Annotated in this window: 17 protein-coding genes; 7 read left to right on the forward strand and 10 right to left on the reverse strand. The window is 70.5% G+C overall.

Going from position 1 to position 19754, the window contains the following annotated elements; genetic code table 11:
* Positions 1-6 precede the first annotated feature (6 nt).
* Positions 7-2352, forward strand: a complete 2346-nt coding sequence (locus BKA05_RS05085; protein ID WP_179530458.1) for a heavy metal translocating P-type ATPase — start codon at positions 7-9, stop codon at positions 2350-2352.
* The gene (locus BKA05_RS05090; protein ID WP_179530459.1) at positions 2349-4832 is read left to right on the forward strand and encodes a heavy metal translocating P-type ATPase; all 2484 of its coding nucleotides are present in this window, start codon (positions 2349-2351) and stop codon (positions 4830-4832) included. Before BKA05_RS05085 ends, BKA05_RS05090 begins: the two co-directional genes overlap by 4 nt.
* 56 nt (positions 4833-4888) lie before the next feature.
* Here BKA05_RS05090 and BKA05_RS05095 read toward each other — a convergent pair whose 3' ends face one another.
* From BKA05_RS05095 to BKA05_RS20205, 6 genes are all read right to left on the reverse strand, one after another.
* A complete protein-coding gene (locus tag BKA05_RS05095; RefSeq protein ID WP_218842303.1) occupies positions 4889-5608 on the reverse strand; it encodes a DUF305 domain-containing protein in 720 nt (239 codons plus the stop codon).
* Between the two features lie 87 nt (positions 5609-5695).
* A complete protein-coding gene (locus BKA05_RS05100; RefSeq protein WP_179530460.1) occupies positions 5696-6103 on the reverse strand; it encodes a four-helix bundle copper-binding protein in 408 nt (135 codons plus the stop codon).
* 630 nt (positions 6104-6733) lie between these two features.
* Complete coding sequence (locus tag BKA05_RS05105; RefSeq protein ID WP_179530461.1) at positions 6734-7444, reverse strand: DUF3152 domain-containing protein; 711 nt, start codon at positions 7442-7444, stop codon at positions 6734-6736.
* 121 nt (positions 7445-7565) lie between these two features.
* A complete protein-coding gene (locus BKA05_RS05110) occupies positions 7566-8405 on the reverse strand; it encodes a F510_1955 family glycosylhydrolase (RefSeq protein WP_179530462.1) in 840 nt (279 codons plus the stop codon).
* A 73-nt stretch (positions 8406-8478) separates the two neighbouring features.
* Positions 8479-9045, reverse strand: coding sequence for a DUF305 domain-containing protein (locus BKA05_RS05115; RefSeq protein ID WP_179530463.1), 567 nt, complete (start codon positions 9043-9045; stop codon positions 8479-8481).
* Positions 9046-9129: 84 nt separating this feature from the next.
* Positions 9130-9345 carry a hypothetical protein gene (locus BKA05_RS20205; protein WP_292608337.1) on the reverse strand — a complete coding sequence of 72 codons (216 nt, stop codon included), beginning with the start codon at positions 9343-9345 and terminating at the stop codon, positions 9130-9132.
* A gap of 615 nt (positions 9346-9960) precedes the next feature.
* Here BKA05_RS20205 and BKA05_RS05125 point away from each other — a divergent pair.
* Entirely contained in the window at positions 9961-10632 is a 672-nt protein-coding gene (locus BKA05_RS05125) for a DUF2238 domain-containing protein (RefSeq protein ID WP_179530465.1), read from the forward strand.
* A gap of 26 nt (positions 10633-10658) precedes the next feature.
* On the opposite strand, the gene BKA05_RS05130 is transcribed toward BKA05_RS05125, so the two are convergent.
* Positions 10659-11249, reverse strand: a complete 591-nt coding sequence (locus BKA05_RS05130; protein ID WP_179530466.1) for a TetR/AcrR family transcriptional regulator — start codon at positions 11247-11249, stop codon at positions 10659-10661.
* Positions 11250-11277: 28 nt separating this feature from the next.
* Here BKA05_RS05130 and BKA05_RS05135 point away from each other — a divergent pair, with 28 nt between their 5' ends.
* A complete protein-coding gene (locus BKA05_RS05135) occupies positions 11278-13686 on the forward strand; it encodes a PEP/pyruvate-binding domain-containing protein (RefSeq protein ID WP_179530467.1) in 2409 nt (802 codons plus the stop codon).
* Between the two features lie 22 nt (positions 13687-13708).
* Here the strand turns inward: BKA05_RS05135 and BKA05_RS05140 are convergent, their stop codons facing one another.
* On the reverse strand, positions 13709-14080 hold the full coding sequence (locus BKA05_RS05140; protein ID WP_179530468.1) for a DoxX family protein: 372 nt from the start codon (positions 14078-14080) through the stop codon (positions 13709-13711).
* A gap of 92 nt (positions 14081-14172) precedes the next feature.
* Here BKA05_RS05140 and BKA05_RS05145 point away from each other — a divergent pair, with 92 nt between their 5' ends.
* Positions 14173-14643 (forward strand): MarR family winged helix-turn-helix transcriptional regulator, encoded by a 471-nt coding sequence (locus BKA05_RS05145; protein ID WP_179530469.1) that lies wholly within the window; start codon positions 14173-14175, stop codon positions 14641-14643.
* Positions 14644-14712: 69 nt separating this feature from the next.
* Here BKA05_RS05145 and BKA05_RS05150 read toward each other — a convergent pair whose 3' ends face one another.
* Complete coding sequence (locus BKA05_RS05150; RefSeq protein WP_179530470.1) at positions 14713-15777, reverse strand: zinc-binding dehydrogenase; 1065 nt, start codon at positions 15775-15777, stop codon at positions 14713-14715.
* Between BKA05_RS05150 and BKA05_RS20465 the strand changes: the two genes are divergently transcribed.
* On the forward strand, positions 15659-16051 hold the full coding sequence (locus BKA05_RS20465) for a DUF427 domain-containing protein (protein ID WP_179532999.1): 393 nt from the start codon (positions 15659-15661) through the stop codon (positions 16049-16051). The genes BKA05_RS05150 and BKA05_RS20465 overlap by 119 nt on opposite strands.
* Here the strand turns inward: BKA05_RS20465 and BKA05_RS05160 are convergent.
* Positions 15988-17997 carry a fatty acid desaturase gene (locus BKA05_RS05160; protein ID WP_179530471.1) on the reverse strand — a complete coding sequence of 670 codons (2010 nt, stop codon included), beginning with the start codon at positions 17995-17997 and terminating at the stop codon, positions 15988-15990. The two genes, BKA05_RS20465 and BKA05_RS05160, sit on opposite strands and share 64 nt — an antisense overlap.
* Positions 17998-18191: 194 nt before the next feature.
* Between BKA05_RS05160 and BKA05_RS05165 the strand changes: the two genes are divergently transcribed.
* Positions 18192-19703, forward strand: a complete 1512-nt coding sequence (locus tag BKA05_RS05165; protein ID WP_298753617.1) for a SulP family inorganic anion transporter — start codon at positions 18192-18194, stop codon at positions 19701-19703.
* Positions 19704-19754 lie beyond the last annotated feature (51 nt).

Raw genomic sequence — 19754 nt, forward strand, 5'->3', positions numbered from 1 at the left:
ACAGTCATGACCCAGCAGACCACCGCGTCCGACACCGTCAACGACATCGAGCTCGCCATCGGTGGGATGACGTGCGCCTCCTGCGCCGCGCGGATCGAGAAGAAGCTGAACAAGCTCGACGGCGTCACCGCCACGGTCAATTACGCCACCGAGAAGGCCAAGGTCAGCTACCCGACAAACCTCAGCCCCGACGACCTCGTTACGGTGGTGGAGGCCACCGGCTACACCGCGACTGTGCCGACCCGGGCGCCCAGCGGTGACGAGGGCGTGGCCACCACCGAGCCGGACGATCGGGACCGCGAGGCCGCGGGGTGGTGGCAGCGCCTGGTGGTATCGGCCGTGCTGACGGTGCCGGTGCTGGCCATGTCGATGATCCCGGCGCTGCAGTTCGACAACTGGCAGTGGATCTCGCTGACCCTGGCCTCACCCGTCGTGGTCTGGGGTGCCTGGCCGTTCCACCGAGCCGCGGTGACCAACGCCCGTCACGGCGCCGCCACCATGGACACCCTGATCTCGGTCGGCGTCACCGCCGCCTGGCTGTGGTCGCTGTGGGCACTGCTGTTCACCCACGCCGGGATGACCGGGATGCGGATGCCGTTCGACCTCTTCCCCGACGGCGAGGCGGACGTCCACATCTACCTCGAAGTGGCGGCCGCGGTCACCACCTTCATCATCGCGGGCCGCTACTTCGAGGCCCGCGCCAAGCGCCAGTCCGGTGCGGCGTTGCGCGCCCTGCTCGACATGGGCGCCAAGGACGTCGCCGTCCTCCGTGACGGCGCAGAGGTGCGCGTGCCCGTGAGCCAGCTGGCGGTCGGGGACCGGTTCATCGTGCGTCCGGGGGAGAAGGTCGCCACCGACGGTGTCGTCGAGGACGGCACGTCGGCCGTCGACGCCTCCATGCTCACCGGAGAGCCAGTGCCCGTCGAGGTCGGGCCCGGCGACTCCGTCGTCGGTGCCACCGTCAACGCCGGCGGTCGCCTCGTCGTCCGGGCCACCCGCGTCGGAGCCGACACCCAGCTGGCCCAGATGGCCCGCCTGGTCGAGGACGCCCAGAACGGCAAGGCCGAAGTCCAACGCCTCGCCGACCGAGTCTCGGCAGTCTTCGTCCCCATCGTCATCGCCCTCTCCCTGGCCACGCTCGCCGGGTGGCTGCTGAGCGGCCACAGTGTCACCGCCGCGTTCACCGCCGCAGTGGCGGTCCTGATCATCGCCTGCCCCTGCGCCCTCGGGCTGGCCACGCCCACCGCCCTGCTCGTCGGCACCGGCCGCGGCGCCCAGCTCGGCGTACTCATCAAGGGCCCCGAGGTGCTCGAATCCACCCGGGTGGTCGACACCATCGTCCTGGACAAGACCGGCACCGTGACCACCGGACGGATGGAGCTGGTCGAGGTCGTCCCCGCCGACGGCGTCGACCCTGCTGACCTGCTCCGACTGGTCGGGGCCCTCGAGAACGCCTCGGAACATCCGATCGGTCAGGCCATCGCCACCGGTGCCACCCAACGACTCGACAGGCAGCTGCCCGACGTCGAGGGGTTCACCTCGACGCAAGGCCTCGGGGTCGCCGGTGTGGTCGACGGCCACGCGGTCGTGGCGGGTCGACCCTCCTGGCTCGCCGGAGAGTGGAGCCAGCCACTGGACGCGCACCTGACGCAGGTGATCGACACCGCCGAGCAGCAAGGCCGGACCGTGATCGCCGCCGGCTGGGACGGATCGGCGCGCGGTGTGGTCGTGGTCTCGGATGCGATCAAGCCCACCAGCGCCCAGGCCGTGGCCGAGCTGAAGGAGCTGGGGCTGGAGCCGGTGCTGCTCACCGGCGACAACGAACGCGCCGCCCGGGCCGTCGCCGCAGAGGTCGGCATCGCGGAAGTCATCGCCGAGGTCCTCCCAGCCGACAAGGTGGCCGTCGTCGAACGCCTGCAACGCGAGGGCCGCACCGTCGCCATGGTGGGAGACGGCGTGAACGACGCCGCCGCCCTGGCCACCTCGCATCTGGGGATCGCTATGGGCACCGGCACCGACGTCGCCATCGAGGCCTCCGACCTCACCCTGGTCCGCGGCGATCTCCGCGCCGCCGTCGACGCGATCCGGCTGTCCCGGCGCACCTTGCGCACGATCAAGGGCAACCTGTTCTGGGCCTTCGCCTACAACGTCGCGGCACTGCCCCTGGCCGCGCTCGGCTTGCTCAACCCGCTGATCGCCGGCGCCGCGATGGCGTTCTCCTCGGTGTTCGTGGTGTCCAACAGCCTGCGGCTTCGCCGGTTCCAAGCGGTCTCCACGCAATCAACCGAGACACCGCACCTGGATCACGACTCGACCAGGACCAACCCTTCCAAGGTGGAGGCAGGACGATGACCACGCACCAGCACCCCAGCGGCCGCCACGACCACGACGCGGACGCGCACCGTGACGGCGCCGCCACCGCTGTCCTCGAGGTCTCCGGCGTTCAATGGGCGACCAGCAAGAACGTCGCCGAGGCCGTGCTGTCCCGTCAGCCGGGCGTGATCTCCGTGGACGCCAACCCGGTCGCGCAGACCGCCACCGTCACCTACGACCCGAAGCGCACCAGCATCAGTGAGCTGCGGGACTGGGTCCGCGAGTGCGGCTTCCACTGCGCGGGACAGTCCGTTCCCAGCCACGTGTGCGACCCCATGCTCGAACCAGGTCATGACCACCCCGTCGACCACGCTCGGCGGGGCACGGACGGCGCACACGACGCGCACGCCGGGCATCACGGTCACGCCGGAGCTACCGGTCCGGAGTCGCCCGTCTCGTCACCGCACGACGCGATGGGTCACGGCGGTCACGGGGAGATGTCGATGGCCGACATGGTCCGCGACATGCGCAACCGGTTCCTGGTCGCCGTGCTGCTTGCCGTACCCGTCTCGCTGTACTCGCCGATGGGGCGCGACATGCTCGGCTTCGACGCCGCCGCCCCGTTCGGCATGCGCGACGACATCTTCACCCTGATCCTGTCGCTGCCTGTCATCTTCTACTCCGCGTGGATCTTCTTCGACGGCGCCTGGCGGGCCCTGCGGGCCCGGACCCTGGACATGATGGTGCTGGTGGCCGTGGCCGTCGGCGCCGGTTGGCTCTATTCCCTCGGGGTCACTATCACCGGCGGCGGCGAGGTCTTCTACGAGGCCGCGGTCATGCTCACCGCATTCGTGCTGCTCGGCCACTGGTTCGAGATGCGGGCCCGAGGCGGTGCCAACGACGCGGTCCGTACCTTGTTGGACCTGGCCCCTCCGATGGCGGTCGTGCTCCGCGGGGGTGAATCCGTCGAGGTCCCAACCTCCGAGGTCCAGGTCGACGATCTGCTGCTGGTGCGGCCCGGGGCGAAGATTGCCACCGACGGCACCGTGGAAGAGGGCGAGTCGGAGGTCGACGAGTCCATGGTCACCGGCGAGAGCCTCCCGGTGCACAAGGCGCCGGGCGACCAGGTCATCGGCGCCACCGTCAACGCCAGCGGCACGCTTCGAGTGCGCGCCACCAAGGTGGGCTCCGACACCGCCCTGGCCCAGATCGTCGCCCTGGTGCAGCAGGCACAGAACTCCAAGGCCCCCGGACAGCGGCTCGCCGACAAGGCCGCGTTCTGGCTGGTCCTCGTCGCCCTCGTCGGAGGAGTCGGCACCTTCCTGGTCTGGCTCGCGGCAGGCGCCAGCGTGCAGACCGCCCTGCTGTTCGCCATCACCGTCGTCGTCATCACCTGCCCCGACGCCCTCGGTCTGGCCACGCCGACAGCGATCATGGTCGGCTCCGGTCTCGGGGCGAAGCGCGGAATCCTGTTCAAGAACGCCACCGCGATCGAGTCCTCCGCCCGCATCGACACCGTCGTGTTCGACAAGACCGGCACCCTCACCAAGGGAGAGCCCGAGGTCACCGAGGTGGTGGTCGACGACTTCGATCACGACCGGGTGCTGGCCCTCGCCGGCGCACTCGAACGCGAGTCCGAGCACCCGCTCGCAGACGCCGTCGTGCGATACGTCGACGCCACCGACGTCCCGCGGCTGCGCGCCACCCGCTTCCGCAACGTCACCGGCATCGGCGCCCTCGCCGAGGTCGACGGCCACCAGGTCGCCATCGGCAACCGACGCCTGATGGAGTCCGAAGGCGTCACGATCGGCGGACTCGGCGCGCGGCGCGACGAGATCGCCTCCGGAGGCCGCACAGCGGTGTTCGTCGCCGTCGACGGCCGAGCCGTCGCCGTGATCGGCATTGCCGACGCGGTCCGTGAGACCTCCGCCGCGGCTATCGCCGCGCTCCACCAGGCGGGCATCAGGGTGGCCATGCTGACCGGTGACAACCGGGCAACTGCCGAGCGGATCGCCGAGGAGCTGGGGATCGACGACGTCATCGCCGAGGTGCTGCCCGAGGACAAGGCGCACCAGGTCCAGCAGCTGCAGGCTCAGGGACGCACCGTCGCGATGGTGGGCGACGGCGTCAATGACTCTCCCTCGCTGGTACAGGCCGATGTCGGCATCGCCGTGGGCGCGGGCACTGACGTCGCGATCGAGGCTGCAGACGTCGTGCTCATGCGGTCCGACCCGCTGGACGTCCCAGTGGCGCTGACGATCGGCCGGGGCACGCTGCGCAAGATGCGCCAGAACCTCGGCTGGGCGGTGGGCTACAACGCGATCGCCCTACCGATCGCGGCGGGCGTGTTCGAGCCCGCCTTCGGGCTGGTGCTCCGACCGGAGGTTGCCGCCTTGTCGATGTCCGGGTCCAGCTTCCTGGTCGCGGTCAACGCGCTCCTGCTCAAGCGCCTGCGGTTGCCTGCACAGCCCGCGGATGCTGAGCCGGTAAGAGACGAACGCCTTCAGCCCGTGGGCTGACACTCATCCCCTGCGAGGGCTTGTCGAACTGTGTGCCGGCAAGCCCTCGCATGTAGTCACTGCTGACCCAGCTCCTTTGGCAGTGGCAGGGCCAAGAGCGCCCGCAGGAACTCTCGGGCACTCCATTGAGCATCCTGGAGGCTCGAGGCCGAGCCTTGGAAATCGGGGACGGGTCGTGCGTCGGCTTCTTCCTTCGTCGTAGCCGGTCCGTTCTCCTCGATGTCCTGAACCAGCCAGTCCATCTCCTTGATCTCCTTGCGCTGGCGCGCCGCGATGCCGTCCGCTAGCTCGCGGACCCGGACGTCCTCGATTCCGGCTCTCTCGCTGGTCAAGATGGCGATCGAGTGGTGGGGGATCATCGCCTTCATGTAGCTCTCGTCATCGACGAGGACCTGCGAGCGCGACAGGTACAAAGCTGTACCGCCAAGCACGATCGCGCCCAGGACGATGCCGACGTTCACCACACGGTTCCGGTACATCATCCCCCACATGAACGCCAGCATGATGAGGGCCATCGCCGCGCCCATGAGGAGTGCCATGTACACGCGCTCCTCGCTGAAGCGGACATGATCGGCGCTGAACGCGTTGGTGTAGGTGAGCCCGAACATGACGACAGTCGACGTCGCGATCATCAGTCCGAAACGCAGATACATCTTCGCCTCGTGGTGTCCGCTGGAGTTGCCGTCGTGAGCTCCGTTGTCGCTGTTGTGCTCGGAATGTTCGTCCGGCTCGGGGTGGGTGGCATGCTGCTGTTCGTTCTGCTGACGCTGGTTCATCTCGTTGTCCTTCAAGGTCGAAGTCGGTGCGTGCAGGCGGCATGGGATGACCGAACCTCTCGGATCCGGTCATCCCAAGCGGCCGCGTTAACCGATGGCGCTCAGGAGGCGGTTGCAGGCGTCCTCGCACCGGCGGCACGCCTCGGCACAGATGCGGCAGTGCTCATGCATCTCGGCGTGCTTCTCGCACTCCTCCGCGCAGGACCTGCAGGCTTGAGCGCACGCCTGCAGCACTGCGCGGGTGATGTTGGCGTCGTAGCCCGTGTGGCGTGACAGCACCCGGCCAGTGGCCTCGCAGATGTCGGCGCAGTCTGAGTTCGTGCGGATGCACTTGGTCAGTTCGGCGACCATTTCCTCGCTCAGGCACGCGTCGGCGCACGCCGTGCACGCCTGAGCGCACTCCACGCATGCTTCTATGCATTGCGCCAAGAGCTCGCGGTCGGTGTTGATCTCCGCCGGGTAGGTCTTCATCATGTCGCTGATCGTGCTGGTCATGAGCTTCTCCGTATCGTCGTGATGTGGTCCTGTGGGCTATCGAGTGCGCAGCAGCGGGCACCGTGGTGGTGTCACAGGCTGCACAGAGCCCTCAGGTCCGGATCACCGGAGACGCGCGTGGCGGCGAGAGGGGCGGGGGACTTCCGCGGGCGGTTGCCCTCCAGTGGGCGACGAGGAGCCGCCGCGAGGGCAATGCCCTGAGCAGGCGGGTCGGTTCACGCCACATTCCGCCCCGGCGTAACAGCAGAATGCCGACGGCAAGGATGGAGAGACAGGCGCCCAGCAGGTGCAGGAGCTGTGCACTTCCGTTCTCGCTACCAGGCCCGTGGTCAGAGCCGGCGCCGCGCAGACCCTCGCCGTCCCTGCCAGACCCGACGGAAGCCGCCTGCATGGCTTCTCCTGTCGCGGCGGAGGCTCCCGCCGGCGCGACCATGGTCATGCCCACGTGTCGGGCGAACAGGTTGTCGCCTGAGGCACCGGCGAGCACGAAGAGAGCGGCCAGGACACACCCGGCGAGCGTTCGAGCTCGGCTGAAGGGCGGTCGCTGGCGGCGGTCCATCACTCCACCTGTACCCCTATGGCGCTGAGGTCATACGCAAGCTGCTGTCGGCCGTCCGAACCATGGTGCCGTCAGTGGACGAGATCTACTCGCGACGGCCACGGGTTCGGCCGACAACCGGCCAAGCCCTTGGTCTGCTGCAACATCACTGGCGCGAGCCTTCCCGGACCGGGACACCCGACGTGGGGATAGCCCAGGGCGTGGCCAGTCTCGTGGTTGACGACGTAGCGCCGGTATGCCCGCAGGTCACCGGCGTATCCGTATGCGCCGAACTGCCAGCGCCAGGCATTAAGGACGACGTCGTCGCCGTTGCGGCACGACAGCCGACCGCCCGTGTCGAGCGGTGCGCAGAGTTCATCGGCCGTCTCTGGGGTGGCCAGGACGATCCGGAGGTCGGCATGGCCATCGACGCGGACGAGCGTGTGTCGCGTCGCCCAGCCCCGCTGATCAGACAGGGTCTCTTCGACCAGCCGCGCCACATCCGCCGTGTTGAAGGGCAGGCCCTGCTCGACCTCGACCCGGTACGTCACCCCGTTCTGCGAGCCGCGCGGCGCGGCGGCGGCGACTTCAAAGGTGCCTGCGCCGCGCTCCGGAATGCGAGTGGCGGGGGAGGGGGGCCCACTCGGATCTGGGTCACGATCTCGACGGACCTCCACCTCGCCGTCGGTCCGCTCGCGCCTGACAGCCTGTTCAGCGGAAGGAGATGCGGCAATTGCAGTGCGGCCGCCCGCGTCTTCGGTGTCCGTCGGGCGGGGGATGAGAAACGCGACGGGTCCAGCCACGGCGGCAGTCGTCGCCAGCGCCGCCAGGCCGGTGAGCCCTGCCGTGGCACGCCGACGTGGCGCGCGATGGGAACCCGCTCGTCGATGCGTGGCTTTGCGCCTACTCATCGTCCCGGCACCGTCACAGCACGCGGGACCAGGTGTCGCCGCCATCGGTGGACTGGTAGACGGTGGTCTCGGTCGCGGCGAACCAGCGCTGGGCACTGATGGTGAACGCGGCCGGCTGGCCATCGATCGATCCGACCTCGCGCCAGGTTCGACCGGTGTCGGTGCTGACCCGAACGACGCCGTCGGGGTCGACACCCGCCAGGCTCCCGTCGGGAGTGGTGTCGAGGTACATCATGTTCGGGCCGCCGAGCTCACGGGTCTCGCCGGACCTGGTGTTGATGCTGACGAGCTGGCCGTTGGCGTCGGTAGCGATCAGCGAGTCGTTGTCATCGACCGCCGCAACGCTGATCAGCGGACCTCGGTATGTCTCGTCGAAGCTCTTCCGGTCCTCGGTGCGCAGCAGGCTTCCGGACGTGGCGTCGTATGCGTAGAGGGCGTCGCCGGCGGGCTCGAGGATGTGGAAGTCCGCCTCACCCTGGAGGGCGAGGGGGGTCCAGGTCTCTCCGGCGTCGGTGGATTCGATCAGGCCCAGGTGGGCGGGCAGGTCCTCGCGGAGGTCCGGGTGCCCGCTTCCCAGGAAGTGGCCAGGGCCGACAACGGTGAACGCCATCGTGTCCTGATACCGGTCTGCGACGCGGCTCGGCCGGCCGCTCTCGTCGACGTGGAAGAGGCCGAAGTGGGTAGCGACGTAGAGGCTGTCGTCGGCCGGATCGACGCCGAGACCGTGGATGTGGCCGACGCTCGTGTCCTCATCGGCGGGCGGCGCTGTCGCTGGGGTGTCCTTGGCGCAACCGCCCGAGACGAGGACGGCACCGAGGAGGATGCCTGTGAGGGCGACATGGGGTCGGTACATAACAGTGGCTCCGAGGTGAGGATGGCGCCGGGCTGGCGGAGTAGCTCCGTCCTGCCCGGCACCAGGGACGAGATCAGGACTTCAGCAGGTCCTGCATCGTCTGGATCTCCTCCGCCTGTGTCGTCTCGATCTCCTTGGCCATGTCGACAGCCTCGGGGAACTCGCCCTCGGACTGCTCGGTCTTCGCCATCTCGATCGCGCCCTCGTGGTGCTCGATCATCATGGTGAGAAACATCTGGTCGAACTCCGCGCCGGACGCCGACTCGAGGTCGGCCATCTCGTCCTCGGTCATCATTCCGCCCATGTCGTCGGAGGACATGTCGCCGTGATCCATGCCCGACATGCCCTCATCCGGGACGTCCTCGCCCCATGACTCCAACCAGCCGGTCAGTGTCTCGATCTCGGGGCCTTGGGCTGCCTCGATGTCGGTGGCGAGGTCCTTGACCTCCTGGCTTTCAGCTCGTGACTCGGCGAGGTCGGCCATCTCGATGGCCTGCTGGTGGTGGGGGATCATCTCCTGGGCGAAGGTGACGTCGGCCTCGTTATGGCTGGCCGCGGTGTCAGTGTCGTCGTCGTTGCTGCAGGCGGCAAGGGTGAACAGCGAGGCCGCCACAACGGCGGTGATCAGCGACTTGCGCATGAGTGTTTCTCCATCTGTGTGATCGGGTCTGGGCAGGCGAGACCACGAGCCGCCCAAACGTGGGCGCCTCGTGACGAATGCCTGTCAGCAGCGGATCACACAGAGCATGCCGAGGCTGGGCGGGTCCCGGTCACGCCCGATGAACAGTCGGGGCTGCCATGCCGGCAGCAGGGTCCGGGGGATGCGGACACCCCGACGCACCAGCAGGAGTGCGATCCCGAGCACCAGGCCGGCCAGCACGGCTAGGCAGAGGCCAAGAAGCCCCGCACCGTTCTCGCCGATGGGCTCCTCAGAGCTCATTCTCACTGGATGACCCGCGACGATCGGTTCGGAGGTATCCGGCTCACTGGCCGCTGGCCCGGAGTGGTCATGACTGAGGGGGCCGCTTGCGGCGATCAGGACATTCGCACTCGGGGATGTTGCCCCCATGGTGTGGGCGCCGGTGTGAGATCCCCAACCATGCATCGACAGAAGACCGAACAGCGCGACGGCCACGGCGGCCAGCGCGTAGCGCGCGCCGCGTGTCCCGGCCGGTGCTCGGAGGTCCCGCATGCCGCCGATCCTAGTTGGGCACGAACAGGCACGAATCGTGGCTCATCCTCCGAGCCGACTGCGATTCGAGTCACGCCGCGCTTATGTCCCGAAAACGCCAGCACAAGCCGCCTGATCCGAGCAGAAAACGTCAAGATGATCTGGAGCCGACACGGCGGGTTGTGCGCATCTGTGCAGGTCAGAGCACACATCGGCAAGTGGGGTCAAAAGCGCCAGCGGCGGAACGCACACGCGCTGGAGGTCCAGAGGTCGCAGGTTCAAATCCTGCCCCCGCTACGAGATCAGGCCCGGGATTCCTCGAGAATCCCGGGCCTGATGTTTTTGGCAGGCTCCGAGTCGGTCGGCCCCACGACAGGAGCGTGCATGACCGAGCTGGCGATCATCCGTCACCCGATCCCGCCGGTGCTGCGGTCGGCTGACCTGACGGCGAAGGCGGGCCTGCTGGTCCTGCTGCTGGTGGCGCTGCTGTTCCCCGATGCCAGTCACCTGCGGGACAAGGGTGCCGAGGCGCGTGCGGTGGTGTACCCGCTGCTGGCCTTCACGGTGCCGGTCTGCTGGATGCTGTGGTGGAAGGAGCGAGCGTCGTTCCCGTGGTTGGCCGACTTCCTGGTCACCATCACGTGCTTCACCGACATCCTGGGCAACCAGCTCGACCTGTACGACGCGATCGGCTGGTTCGACGACTGGATGCACTTCATGAACACCGGTCTGCTCGCGGCAGCGGTGGTCCTGTTGACGATGCACCGCACCGTGCCGTTGGTGGCCGTGCTGGAGCGTGCTCTCGCAGTAGGTGCGACGGGCGCGATCGCGTGGGAGATCGGGGAGTACTTCGCCTTCGTCAACGGGTCGTCGGAGCGCCGGTTCGCCTACGCCGACACGCTCGGCGACCTCGGGCTCGGAGTCCTCGGCGCGGTCACGGCCGCGGTCGTGGTGCACCGGCTGTGGGAGAACGGCCGGCTGCTGCAGGCCGCACCGCAGCTCGAGTCCGGTCACCATCGCCTCGCGACGGGGCGGGCCCCCGGCCCGGGTCGGTGAGCTGACCGAGAGCAGGACCCGCCTGCTCAGGCGTGCAGGCCGCGGAGCAGCAGCGCGGCGGTGCGGGCCACCCAGTCGTCGTCCAGCGCGTCGGCGCCGCGCAGGAACGTGGCGAGCAGGGCGGCGCCGATGGCCGTCTCGAGCAGGGTGCCGGCGTCGACGTCGGGCCTGGCCTCTCCGCGCTCGACGGCGGCTGCCAGCCGGGCGTCGACCCCGCCCCACCCGGCGAGGGCGAAGCGCTCGAGCAGCTGGGCGTGCAGGGTCGGGTCGCCGGCGGCGTCGGCGAGCAGGCCCGGGACCGCTGCGCGGGCCAGGGGGGTGGAGAGCTGCAGGGCCACGGCGTGGACCAGGTGGTGGACGTCGTCGTCGAGCGACCCCGCCGGCGGGGGAGCGGTGGCGGGGGCTGCAGGGGGGTGGTCGCGGAACGCCGCCTCGTGGACCAGGTGCGCCTTGGTCGGCCAGCGCCGGTAGACCGCCGGCCGGGTCGTCCCGGCCCGATCGGCCACGGCAGAGACCCGCAGGTCGGCGTACCCGACCTCGAGCAGGAGCGTGGTGGCGGCGTCGAGCACCGCCGCGTCGATGCGGTCGTCACGGGGTCGTCCAGGTTCCTTGCGCATTTCCGTTCCAACTGTATCGTAATGTCGTGTGACGCACCTCACCACCGCCATCGTCGAGCTCGATGACGTGACCGACGGCCGCTACGGCGGCAAGGCCCTGGGCCTGGCCGAGCTCCGAGCCGCCGGCTTCGACGTGCCGGCGGCGTTCGTCCTGGCCGACGCCGACCCCGACGCGCTGCCGCCCGGTCTGGAGCAGCGCTACCGGGAGCTGGCGCCGGAGGGTCAGCCGGTGGCGGTGCGCTCCTCGGCGGCCGGCGAGGACGGGGTGGAGAGCTCCTTCGCCGGGCAGTACGACACGGTCCTGGGCGTCCGGGACTACGTCGGGCTCCTCGACGCCGTACGCCGCTGCGTGGCCTCGACCGGCTCGGAGCGGGCCAGCGCCTACCAGCACGACAGCGGCATCACGGGCACCATGCACCTGGTCGTGCAGGAGATGGTCGACGCGCGTGCCGCGGGCGTGGTGTTCAGTGCCGACCCCGTCAGTGCCCGCCGCGACCTGGCCGTCGTCGACGCGGTGAGCGGGCTGGGGGAGCAGCTGGTCGACGGCTCGACCACGTCGGACCACTACGAGGTCGACAGCGGCGGCACGGTCGTGGCCAGCGCGGTGGGCGACCTGCCGGCGCTGGAGCCGCACGAGGTGACCGAGGTCGTGGCGGGCGCTCGCGCAGCCGAGGCGCGCTGGGGCCGGCCCCTGGACCTGGAGTGGGCCATCGACCGCTCCGGGCGCCTGCGCTGGCTCCAGGCGCGCCCGATCACGACCCTGCCCGGCGACCTGTCCGCGATGGACTCACGGCTGGCCGGTGAGGACCACGTCTACACCCGCTGCAACATCGGCGAGATGATGCCGGGCGCCTTCTGCCCCCTGACGGCGTCGGTGAGCGGCCAGGCCATCGAGTACGCCATGCAGACCGTGCAGGTCGTGGCGGGGTTCCAGGACGCCTACGTCGAGGACCGCTGGCTGCAGCTGGGCTACTTCTCCGGCCACCTGTTCCTCAACATGACCGAGGGGACGGGGCTGAGCTCGGGCATCCTGGGCAACTCCGCCGACCAGTACTCCCTGTCCATCTGCGGCCGGGTGGTCGACGAGCTGGTCCCGCTGCCGCCGAAGTCGTTCCCGGTGCGCCTGGCGAACACGGTCCGGCTGACGACCTTCGCGCTCACCGCCAGCCGGGCTATCCGCCGGCTCGACGACAAGCTGGCCACCTTCGAGACGCCCTCGGCGTCGGAGCCCCGGGCCCTGCTCGCCGAGCTCGACACCGCGCTCGAGCTGTACTTCGAGGCGACGCTCACCCACGTGCGGTCCAGCTCCCGCGCCGCCGTCCCGGCGAACGTGCTGGAGCAGACACTGGTCAAGCAGGCCGTGAAGGCCGGCGGCACCGAGGAGGAGGGGCGGGCGCGCGCCTCGGCCCTGCTCGCCGGCGGCACCGACGTCGAGAGCGCGGTCATGCTCGGTCAGCTCGACGACGTGGTCGGGGCGCTGGCCGGCGACGCCGAGGCCGCCGAGCGGTTCCTGGCGAAGGCGCCGGCCGACGCCGTGGCCGACGTGCGCGACGGCGACGGGCCGACCTCCCGGGCGTTGCGGGACTTCCTGGCCCGGCACGGCCACCGTGGCTACCGCGAGCTGTGCCTGCGCGACCCCTCGTGGGGCGACGACCCCGACGGGCTCGGCACGATCATGCAGGCCATGCTGCACGCGCGACAGCTCGGCAACCGTGGTGAGCGCCCCACCCGGGCCGTCGACGACGGCGACCTGCCCGGTTCCGTACGCCGGATCGCCCGCTGGGCCCGCTGGGGAGCGGCCGGGCGGGAGGCCACCAAGTCACGCATGGTCCTGGTGGCCCACCACCTCTCGCGCGGCTACCGGATGCTGGGCCAGCAGCTCGCCGAGCGCGGGGTGCTCCCCGACGCCGACCTGGTCTTCTTCTTCGACCGGATCGAGCTGCCCGCGCTCGTGGACGCCTCGGGCGCCGGGGACGAGCGCGACCTCGCGGACATGGTGTCCGCCGCCCAGTCGCGGCGCGCGGCTCTGCCGTTCCAGCAGCTGCTGGAGTTCCCCGACGTCAGCGTCGGGCGCCCGGTGCCGCACGTCCCGCAGCCGCCGCCCTCCGGGGAGGACGGGGTCATCGTGGGGCGCCCGGCCAGCAGCGGGGTCGTCGAGGGCGTGGTGCGGGTGGCCTCGACCGTCTCGGAGGCCCAGGCCCTGCAGCCGGGGGAGGTCCTGGTCGCTCCCGTGACCGACGTCGGCTGGACGCCGTACTTCACCCTGATCGCCGCGCTGGTCACCGACATCGGCAGCTCGGTGTCCCACGGCGCCGTCGTGGCCCGGGAGTACGGCCTGCCCTGTGTCGTCAACACCCAGGGAGCCACCCGGGTGCTGCGCACCGGTGACCGCGTCCGCGTCGACGGCGACCGGGGGACAGTCACGCTGCTGGAGTAGCGCTGCTGGGCCGGGCGGTGGATCAGAAGGCGTGCGGGCCGAAGCGCAGGATCGCGACCAGCAGGGCCAGCCCGCCCAGCACCACGTTGACGGCGATGTTGGGGAACTCCTTGCGGCGGGCGTGCACGACCGCGGCGCCCGCCATGGTGAGCGCCAGGCCGGCGGCGGCCAGCGGGGTGAGGACCACGGCGACGCCGGTGGCCGCAGGCAGGATCAGGCCGAGGGCGCCGAGGATCTCCACGACGCCGATGGCGCGGACCTGGGAGTCGCTGAAGTCCTCGACCCAAGGCATGTTCTCGGCCAGCTTGGCCTTCGGCTGGGTGGCCTTCATGGCGCCGGCCATGAGGAAGACGGCGGCCAGGACGCCGGCCAGGATCCACAGGAAGATGTTCATGGTGTTGCTCCTCGTTTAGTTGTTGAGTGCTCAACAACGAAGGTAGGGCCGCGTACTTGAACAGTCAAGTTGGCGCGGCGTAGGGTCGTCGCATGACAGACGACGTGCCCTGGCTCAGTGCGGAGGAGCGGGGAGCCTGGACGGCGCTCGCGGCCGTGGTCATCAAGCTCCCGGGAGTGCTCGACGCCCAGCTCCAGCGCGATGCCCAGCTGAGCTTCTTCGAGTACATGATCATGGCGGTCCTCTCGGAGAAGGAGGGGCGCAGCGACCAGATGAGCGAGATCGCCGCTGCCACCAACGCCTCGCTCTCGCGCCTCTCGCACGCCGTCAGTCGGCTCGAGCGCGCCGGCTGGATCGAGCGCGAACGCCTGCCCGGTGCCGGGCGTCGGACCCGCGCGATCCTCACCGACGCCGGCTACGACGCCGTGGTGGCCGCGGCCCCCGGGCACGTACGCCGGGTGCGCGAGCTCGTGGTCGACGTCGTCGACCCCGACGGCCTCGCCGCGCTGCGGCGGGCCTGCGAGCAGGTGCTCGCCCAGATCGATCCCGAGCGGGGCTGCTGAGGGTCCCCGGTCGTCCCGGAATCGTTGCTGGTCCCTGACGGCGCGGCCGAGCAGCACCTTGGCGCCGGCTCAGGGGACCGCGACGACCATCCCAGCGGTGACCGCGGAGTCGAGGTGGGGCAGCAGCGCCGCCGCCTCGTCGAGGTCCACGGTGCGATCGACGAGCAGGTCGGGGCGCAGCCGCACGTCCGAGACCATCGCCAGCATCGGCGGGTAGTCGCTCGCGGCCATGCCGTGGCTGCCCAGCAGGTCCAGCTCCCAGGCGACCGCGCGGGCCAGCGGCACGACTGTCAGGTCGTGGGGGAGCAGGCCGACCTGGACGTGTCGGCCCCGACGACGCAGGCCGAGGACCGCGTCGGTGAGGGTCTGCTCGCTACCCACCGCATCGACCGAGACGTGTGCGCCGCCCCCGGTGAGGTCGGCGAGTGCGGCGGGGATGTCGGCGCCGGGCTCGGCGAGGACGGTGTGCTCGGCACCGAGGCTGCGGGCGAGCTCGAGAGCGCCCGGGTGCCGGTCGACGGCGACCACGCGCGCGCCCAGGGCGCGCGCGATCATGACGCTGCTCAGGCCCACCCCGCCCGCCCCGACGACGCTGACCCACTCACCCTCGCGGACATCCGCGCGGCTCGTGAGACCCCGGAAGGCAGTGGCGAACCGGCAGCCCAGCGAGGCTGCGGTGTCATCGTCGACGCCCTCCGGGACGGCGACCAGGTTGGTGTCGGCCGCGTGCAGGGCCACCAGCTCGGGGCCGGCCGGCCCGACGCGGCACGGGCCCGCGCCGGCGTAGGAATCCCAGTGCGTGAACCCGGGCTGCTGCTGGTCGGGGCACACCTGGGCGTCGCCGGCGCGGCACCAGACGCACCGGCCGCATCCGCAGACGAAGGGGACGGTGACCCGGTCGCCGACACCCCAGGACCGCACACCGGCTCCGACCGCCACGACCTCGCCGGCCAGCTCGTGCCCCGGGACGTGGGGATAGGCGAGGTCGTCGTGCCCGGCCCAGGCATGCCAGTCGCTGCGGCACAGGCCCGTCGCCCCGACCCGCACCACCACGCCGCCGGCCGGCGGGGCCGGGTCGGGCACCTCCCGCACCTCGGGTCGGGCTCGGACTCCGTCGACCACCACTGCGCGCACGCCTGGATCATCTCCCACTCGCGGGGAACGAACTGCCGGCTCCAGCGCGTTCTACAGCCTCGAGGTCGACGGCGAGGTCAACCCGGACGCGGTGTGGTTCTACCCCGAGCCGATGGCGGGCGCCGAGTCGGTCGCCGACCGAGCTGCCTTCTGGCGCGGGGTGCGCGTCGAGCAGTCGGGCCGCGCTGCGGCACGGTTGCGACGTCGCGGTCACTCGTCGTACGTGACCCGCAGCTCCTCGCTGATCGGGTGCGCCTGGCAGGTGAGCACGTAGCCGGCGGCGCGCTCGGCGTCGTCGAGCGCGTGGTCCTGGTCCATGACGGCGCGGCCGAGCAGCACCTTGGCGCGGCAGGTGCCGCAGGCGCCGCCGGCGCAGGAGTACGGCGCGTCCACGCCCTCGCGCAGTGCGGCATCGAGGACGGTGTCGCTGCCGGAGCGCAGGGCGAAGGTGGTGTCCTGGCCGGCGAGGGTGACGGTCACCTGGCTCTCCACGTCCAGCTCCAGGTCGGCGTGGCCCTGCTCGGTGTGGAACACCTCGGTCAGCACCTGCCCGCCACGAGCGGGCAGCGCGGCCGAGAGGTCCTCGACCAGCTGCTCGGGACCGCACAGGAACCAGCGGTCGACGTCACCGGGGACCAGCTCGTCGAGCAGGGCGGCGCTGATGCGGCCGGCGCGCGCGGTGCGTGTGGCACCGAGCTCGCGGGAGAGCACGTGGTGGACGGTGAGCCGGTCGGCGTACCGCTCGGCGAGGGCGTCGACCTCGTCGCGCAGCATCGTCGAGGCGGTGGTGCGGTTGCCGTAGACCAATGTGGCCGTCGAGCGCGGCTCGGCCTCCAGGGTGTCGGCGAGGATCGCCAGGACCGGCGTGATGCCGGAGCCGGCAGCGACGCCGACGTAGCTGCGCTGGGCATCGGCGTCGGTGTCGTGACCGAAGCGTCCGGCGGGCGTCATCACGTCGAGGATGTCGTCGGTGCGCAGCCGCTGGTGCACGTAGCCGGAGAACACCCCACCCTCGATCCGCTTCACCGCGACGCGCAGCGTGCCCGCCTGGGCCGGCAGCAGCGAGTAGGAGCGGCGCACGTCCTGGCCGTCGACGACGGCGCGCAGCGTGACGTGCTGGCCGGCGCGGTGCTCGTACGCCGCCGCGAGGTCGGCCGGGACGGTGAACGTCACGGCGGTGCTCTCGGAGGTGAGCGGCTCGACGGTGGCCACGCGCAGCGGGTGGAACCGCGGGACCGCCCGCTCGGTGCCGCCGGTCGTCGCGGCCGGGGCGTCGTAGGTGTCGGTGAGACGGCGCCACGTGCGGTACTCCGACGGGGTCAGCGACCGGCCGAAGACCGTGGAGATGGCGGCGTTGTGGTCCAGGTAGGCCTGCTCGTTGCGTCGCCAGGCACGCACGTAGCGGTAGAACGGCACGCTCGGGTGCAGGTGATGGACCAGGTGGTAGTTCTGGTAGACGAACAGCGGCGTCATCCACCCCTCGCCGCCGACGCGGATCCGGGTCGCACGGTACTTGTCCTGGCGGCCGGTGAACGGCAGGCCGTGGTGGGGCAGGTAGTCGAACCACCACGCCAGGACCCCGAGGCCGAGCCGCTGCGGGACCAGGAACGCCACGGCCAGCGTCGCGCCGTGACCGGCCGCGACCAGCCAGCCGAACCCGCCGACCACGGCCACGAACATCAACGACGTGGCCACCACCTCGCCGCGCGGGCGCTGGGGGATGCGGCGCAGGTAGAACACGAAGTACCAGAGGTCGATCGTCATCCACCGGAACGGCAGCTGCCACCACGGGCCCTCGCTGGTCCACGCGTCGGGGTCCACCGACTTCTGCTCGTTGGTGTTGCGGTGGTGCTCGATGTGGATGAAGCCGATCATCCCGAAGGTGCCGTACGGCGCCACGAACGGCACCGAGAGGTGGCCCATCAGGTTGTTCAGCCGGTCGCTGGTGCTCACCGCGTGGTGCGTCGCCTCGTGCAGGACGCTGAACATCAAGAACGTGACCGCCGTGCCCATCGGCACCGTCACCCACGGCGACCACCCCGCGGCCAGCACCCCGACCATCTCCAGGGCGAACAGCGCCAGCGTGCCGGCGTACAGCGCGAGGGTGGGCCAGGCGACCGGCGGGACCCGCTCGCCGGGGTCGGGCAGCCCGGAGACCGGCCGGGTCTGCTCGGCGGAGGTCGCGGAGGAGGTCGCGGTGGGGGAGGACGCGGTGGACATGGGTCTCCAGATCGTCGGCGGTCCCGCCATGGTTGACAAACCAGGCACATCTGTCAAGCAGGCCTTCGGGCGGGGGTCGCGCCCGGGCGCTGCGGGATCCGCGGTTCGTCGGTGGGGCGTGCGGTTCCGTACCCTGGGGGCAGAGGCCCGGACGTCCTGATCCGGGCCTTCGGCACGTCTGGACGGAGAACGTGGTGAGCGTCACCCCCACCGAGCACCCCCATCACCCCACGGAGATCACCGTGCGCGCGGCCCTGCGCTCGCCACGGCTGCTGCGCACCGAGGTCCTGGCCGGCCTCGTCGTCGCGCTGGCGCTGATCCCCGAGGCGATCTCGTTCTCGATCATCGCCGGGGTCGACCCCCAGGTCGGGCTCTTCGCGTCGTTCACGATGGCGGTCGCGATCTCGTTCCTGGGCGGCCGGCCCGCGATGATCTCGGCCGCGACCGGCGCCATCGCGCTGGTGATCGCGCCGGTGATGCGCGACTACGGCTACGACTACCTCATCGCCACCGTGCTGCTCGGCGGGCTGATGCAGCTCGGCCTGGCCCTGGTGGGGGTCGCCCGGCTGATGCGCTTCGTCCCGCGCTCGGTGATGGTGGGCTTCGTCAACGCCCTGGCGATCCTCATCTTCGGTGCCCAGATCGAGCACCTCGTCGACGTCCCGTGGGCGGTCTACCCGCTGGTGGCCGTCGGCATCGCGATCATCGTCGGCTTCCCGCGGGTCAACGCGGTGGTCCCGGCGCCGCTGGTCGCCATCGTCGCGCTCACCGCCTTCACCCTCGTCGCGGCCGTCGCCGTCCCCGAGGTGGGCGACCAGGGCGACCTGCCCGACAGCCTGCCCGCGTGGTTCGTGCCCGACGTGCCGTTCTCGATGGAGACCCTCGAGATCATCGCGCCCTACGCGCTGGCGATGGCGCTGGTCGGCATCTTGGAGTCCCTGCTGACCGCCAAGCTCGTCGACGACATCACCGACACCCACTCGGACAAGACCCGCGAGGCGATGGGCCAGGGTGCGGCCAACGTGATCACCGGCTTCTTCGGTGGCATGGGCGGCTGCGCGATGATCGGCCAGACGATGATCAACGTGAAGGTGTCCGGGGCCCGGACCCGGATCTCGACCTTCCTGGCCGGCGTCTTCCTGCTCGTCCTGGTCGTCGGGGCCGGCGACGTCGTGGCGCTGATCCCGATGGCCGCCCTGGTCGCGGTCATGATCATGGTCTCGGTCGCCACCTTCGACTGGCACTCCATCCAGCCCAGCACCCTGCGCCGGATGCCCAAGTCCGAGACCACGGTGATGGTCGCGACGGTGCTGGTCACCGTGCTCACCCACAACCTCGCGATCGGCGTCGGCGTCGGCGTCCTGGTGGCGATGACGCTCTTCGCCCGCCGGGTCGCACACCTCACCGAGACCCACCGCGAGCTGGTGGAGGACGACCGGGGCGCCAAGGCGGTCTACCGGGTCACCGGTGAGCTGTTCTTCGCCTCGAGCAACGACCTCTACACCCAGTTCGAGTACGCCGAGGACCCCGACCGGGTCGTCGTGGACCTCTCGGCCTCCCACATCTGGGACGCCTCCACGGTGGCGGCCCTGGACGCGATCGTCACCAAGTACGAGCGGCGGGGGACCGAGGTCGAGATCACGGGCCTCAACGAGGCCAGCGCCGAGCGGCACGCACGGCTCACCGGGGAGCTCCCCTCGCACTGAGGAAGCGCTTGTTGCAAGCATTTCGCAAGAGCAACCTGTTCTCGACTAGGG

Origin of the sequence: Nocardioides marinus, assembly GCF_013408145.1 — a bacterium.
Lineage (GTDB): Bacteria > Actinomycetota > Actinomycetes > Propionibacteriales > Nocardioidaceae > Nocardioides > Nocardioides marinus.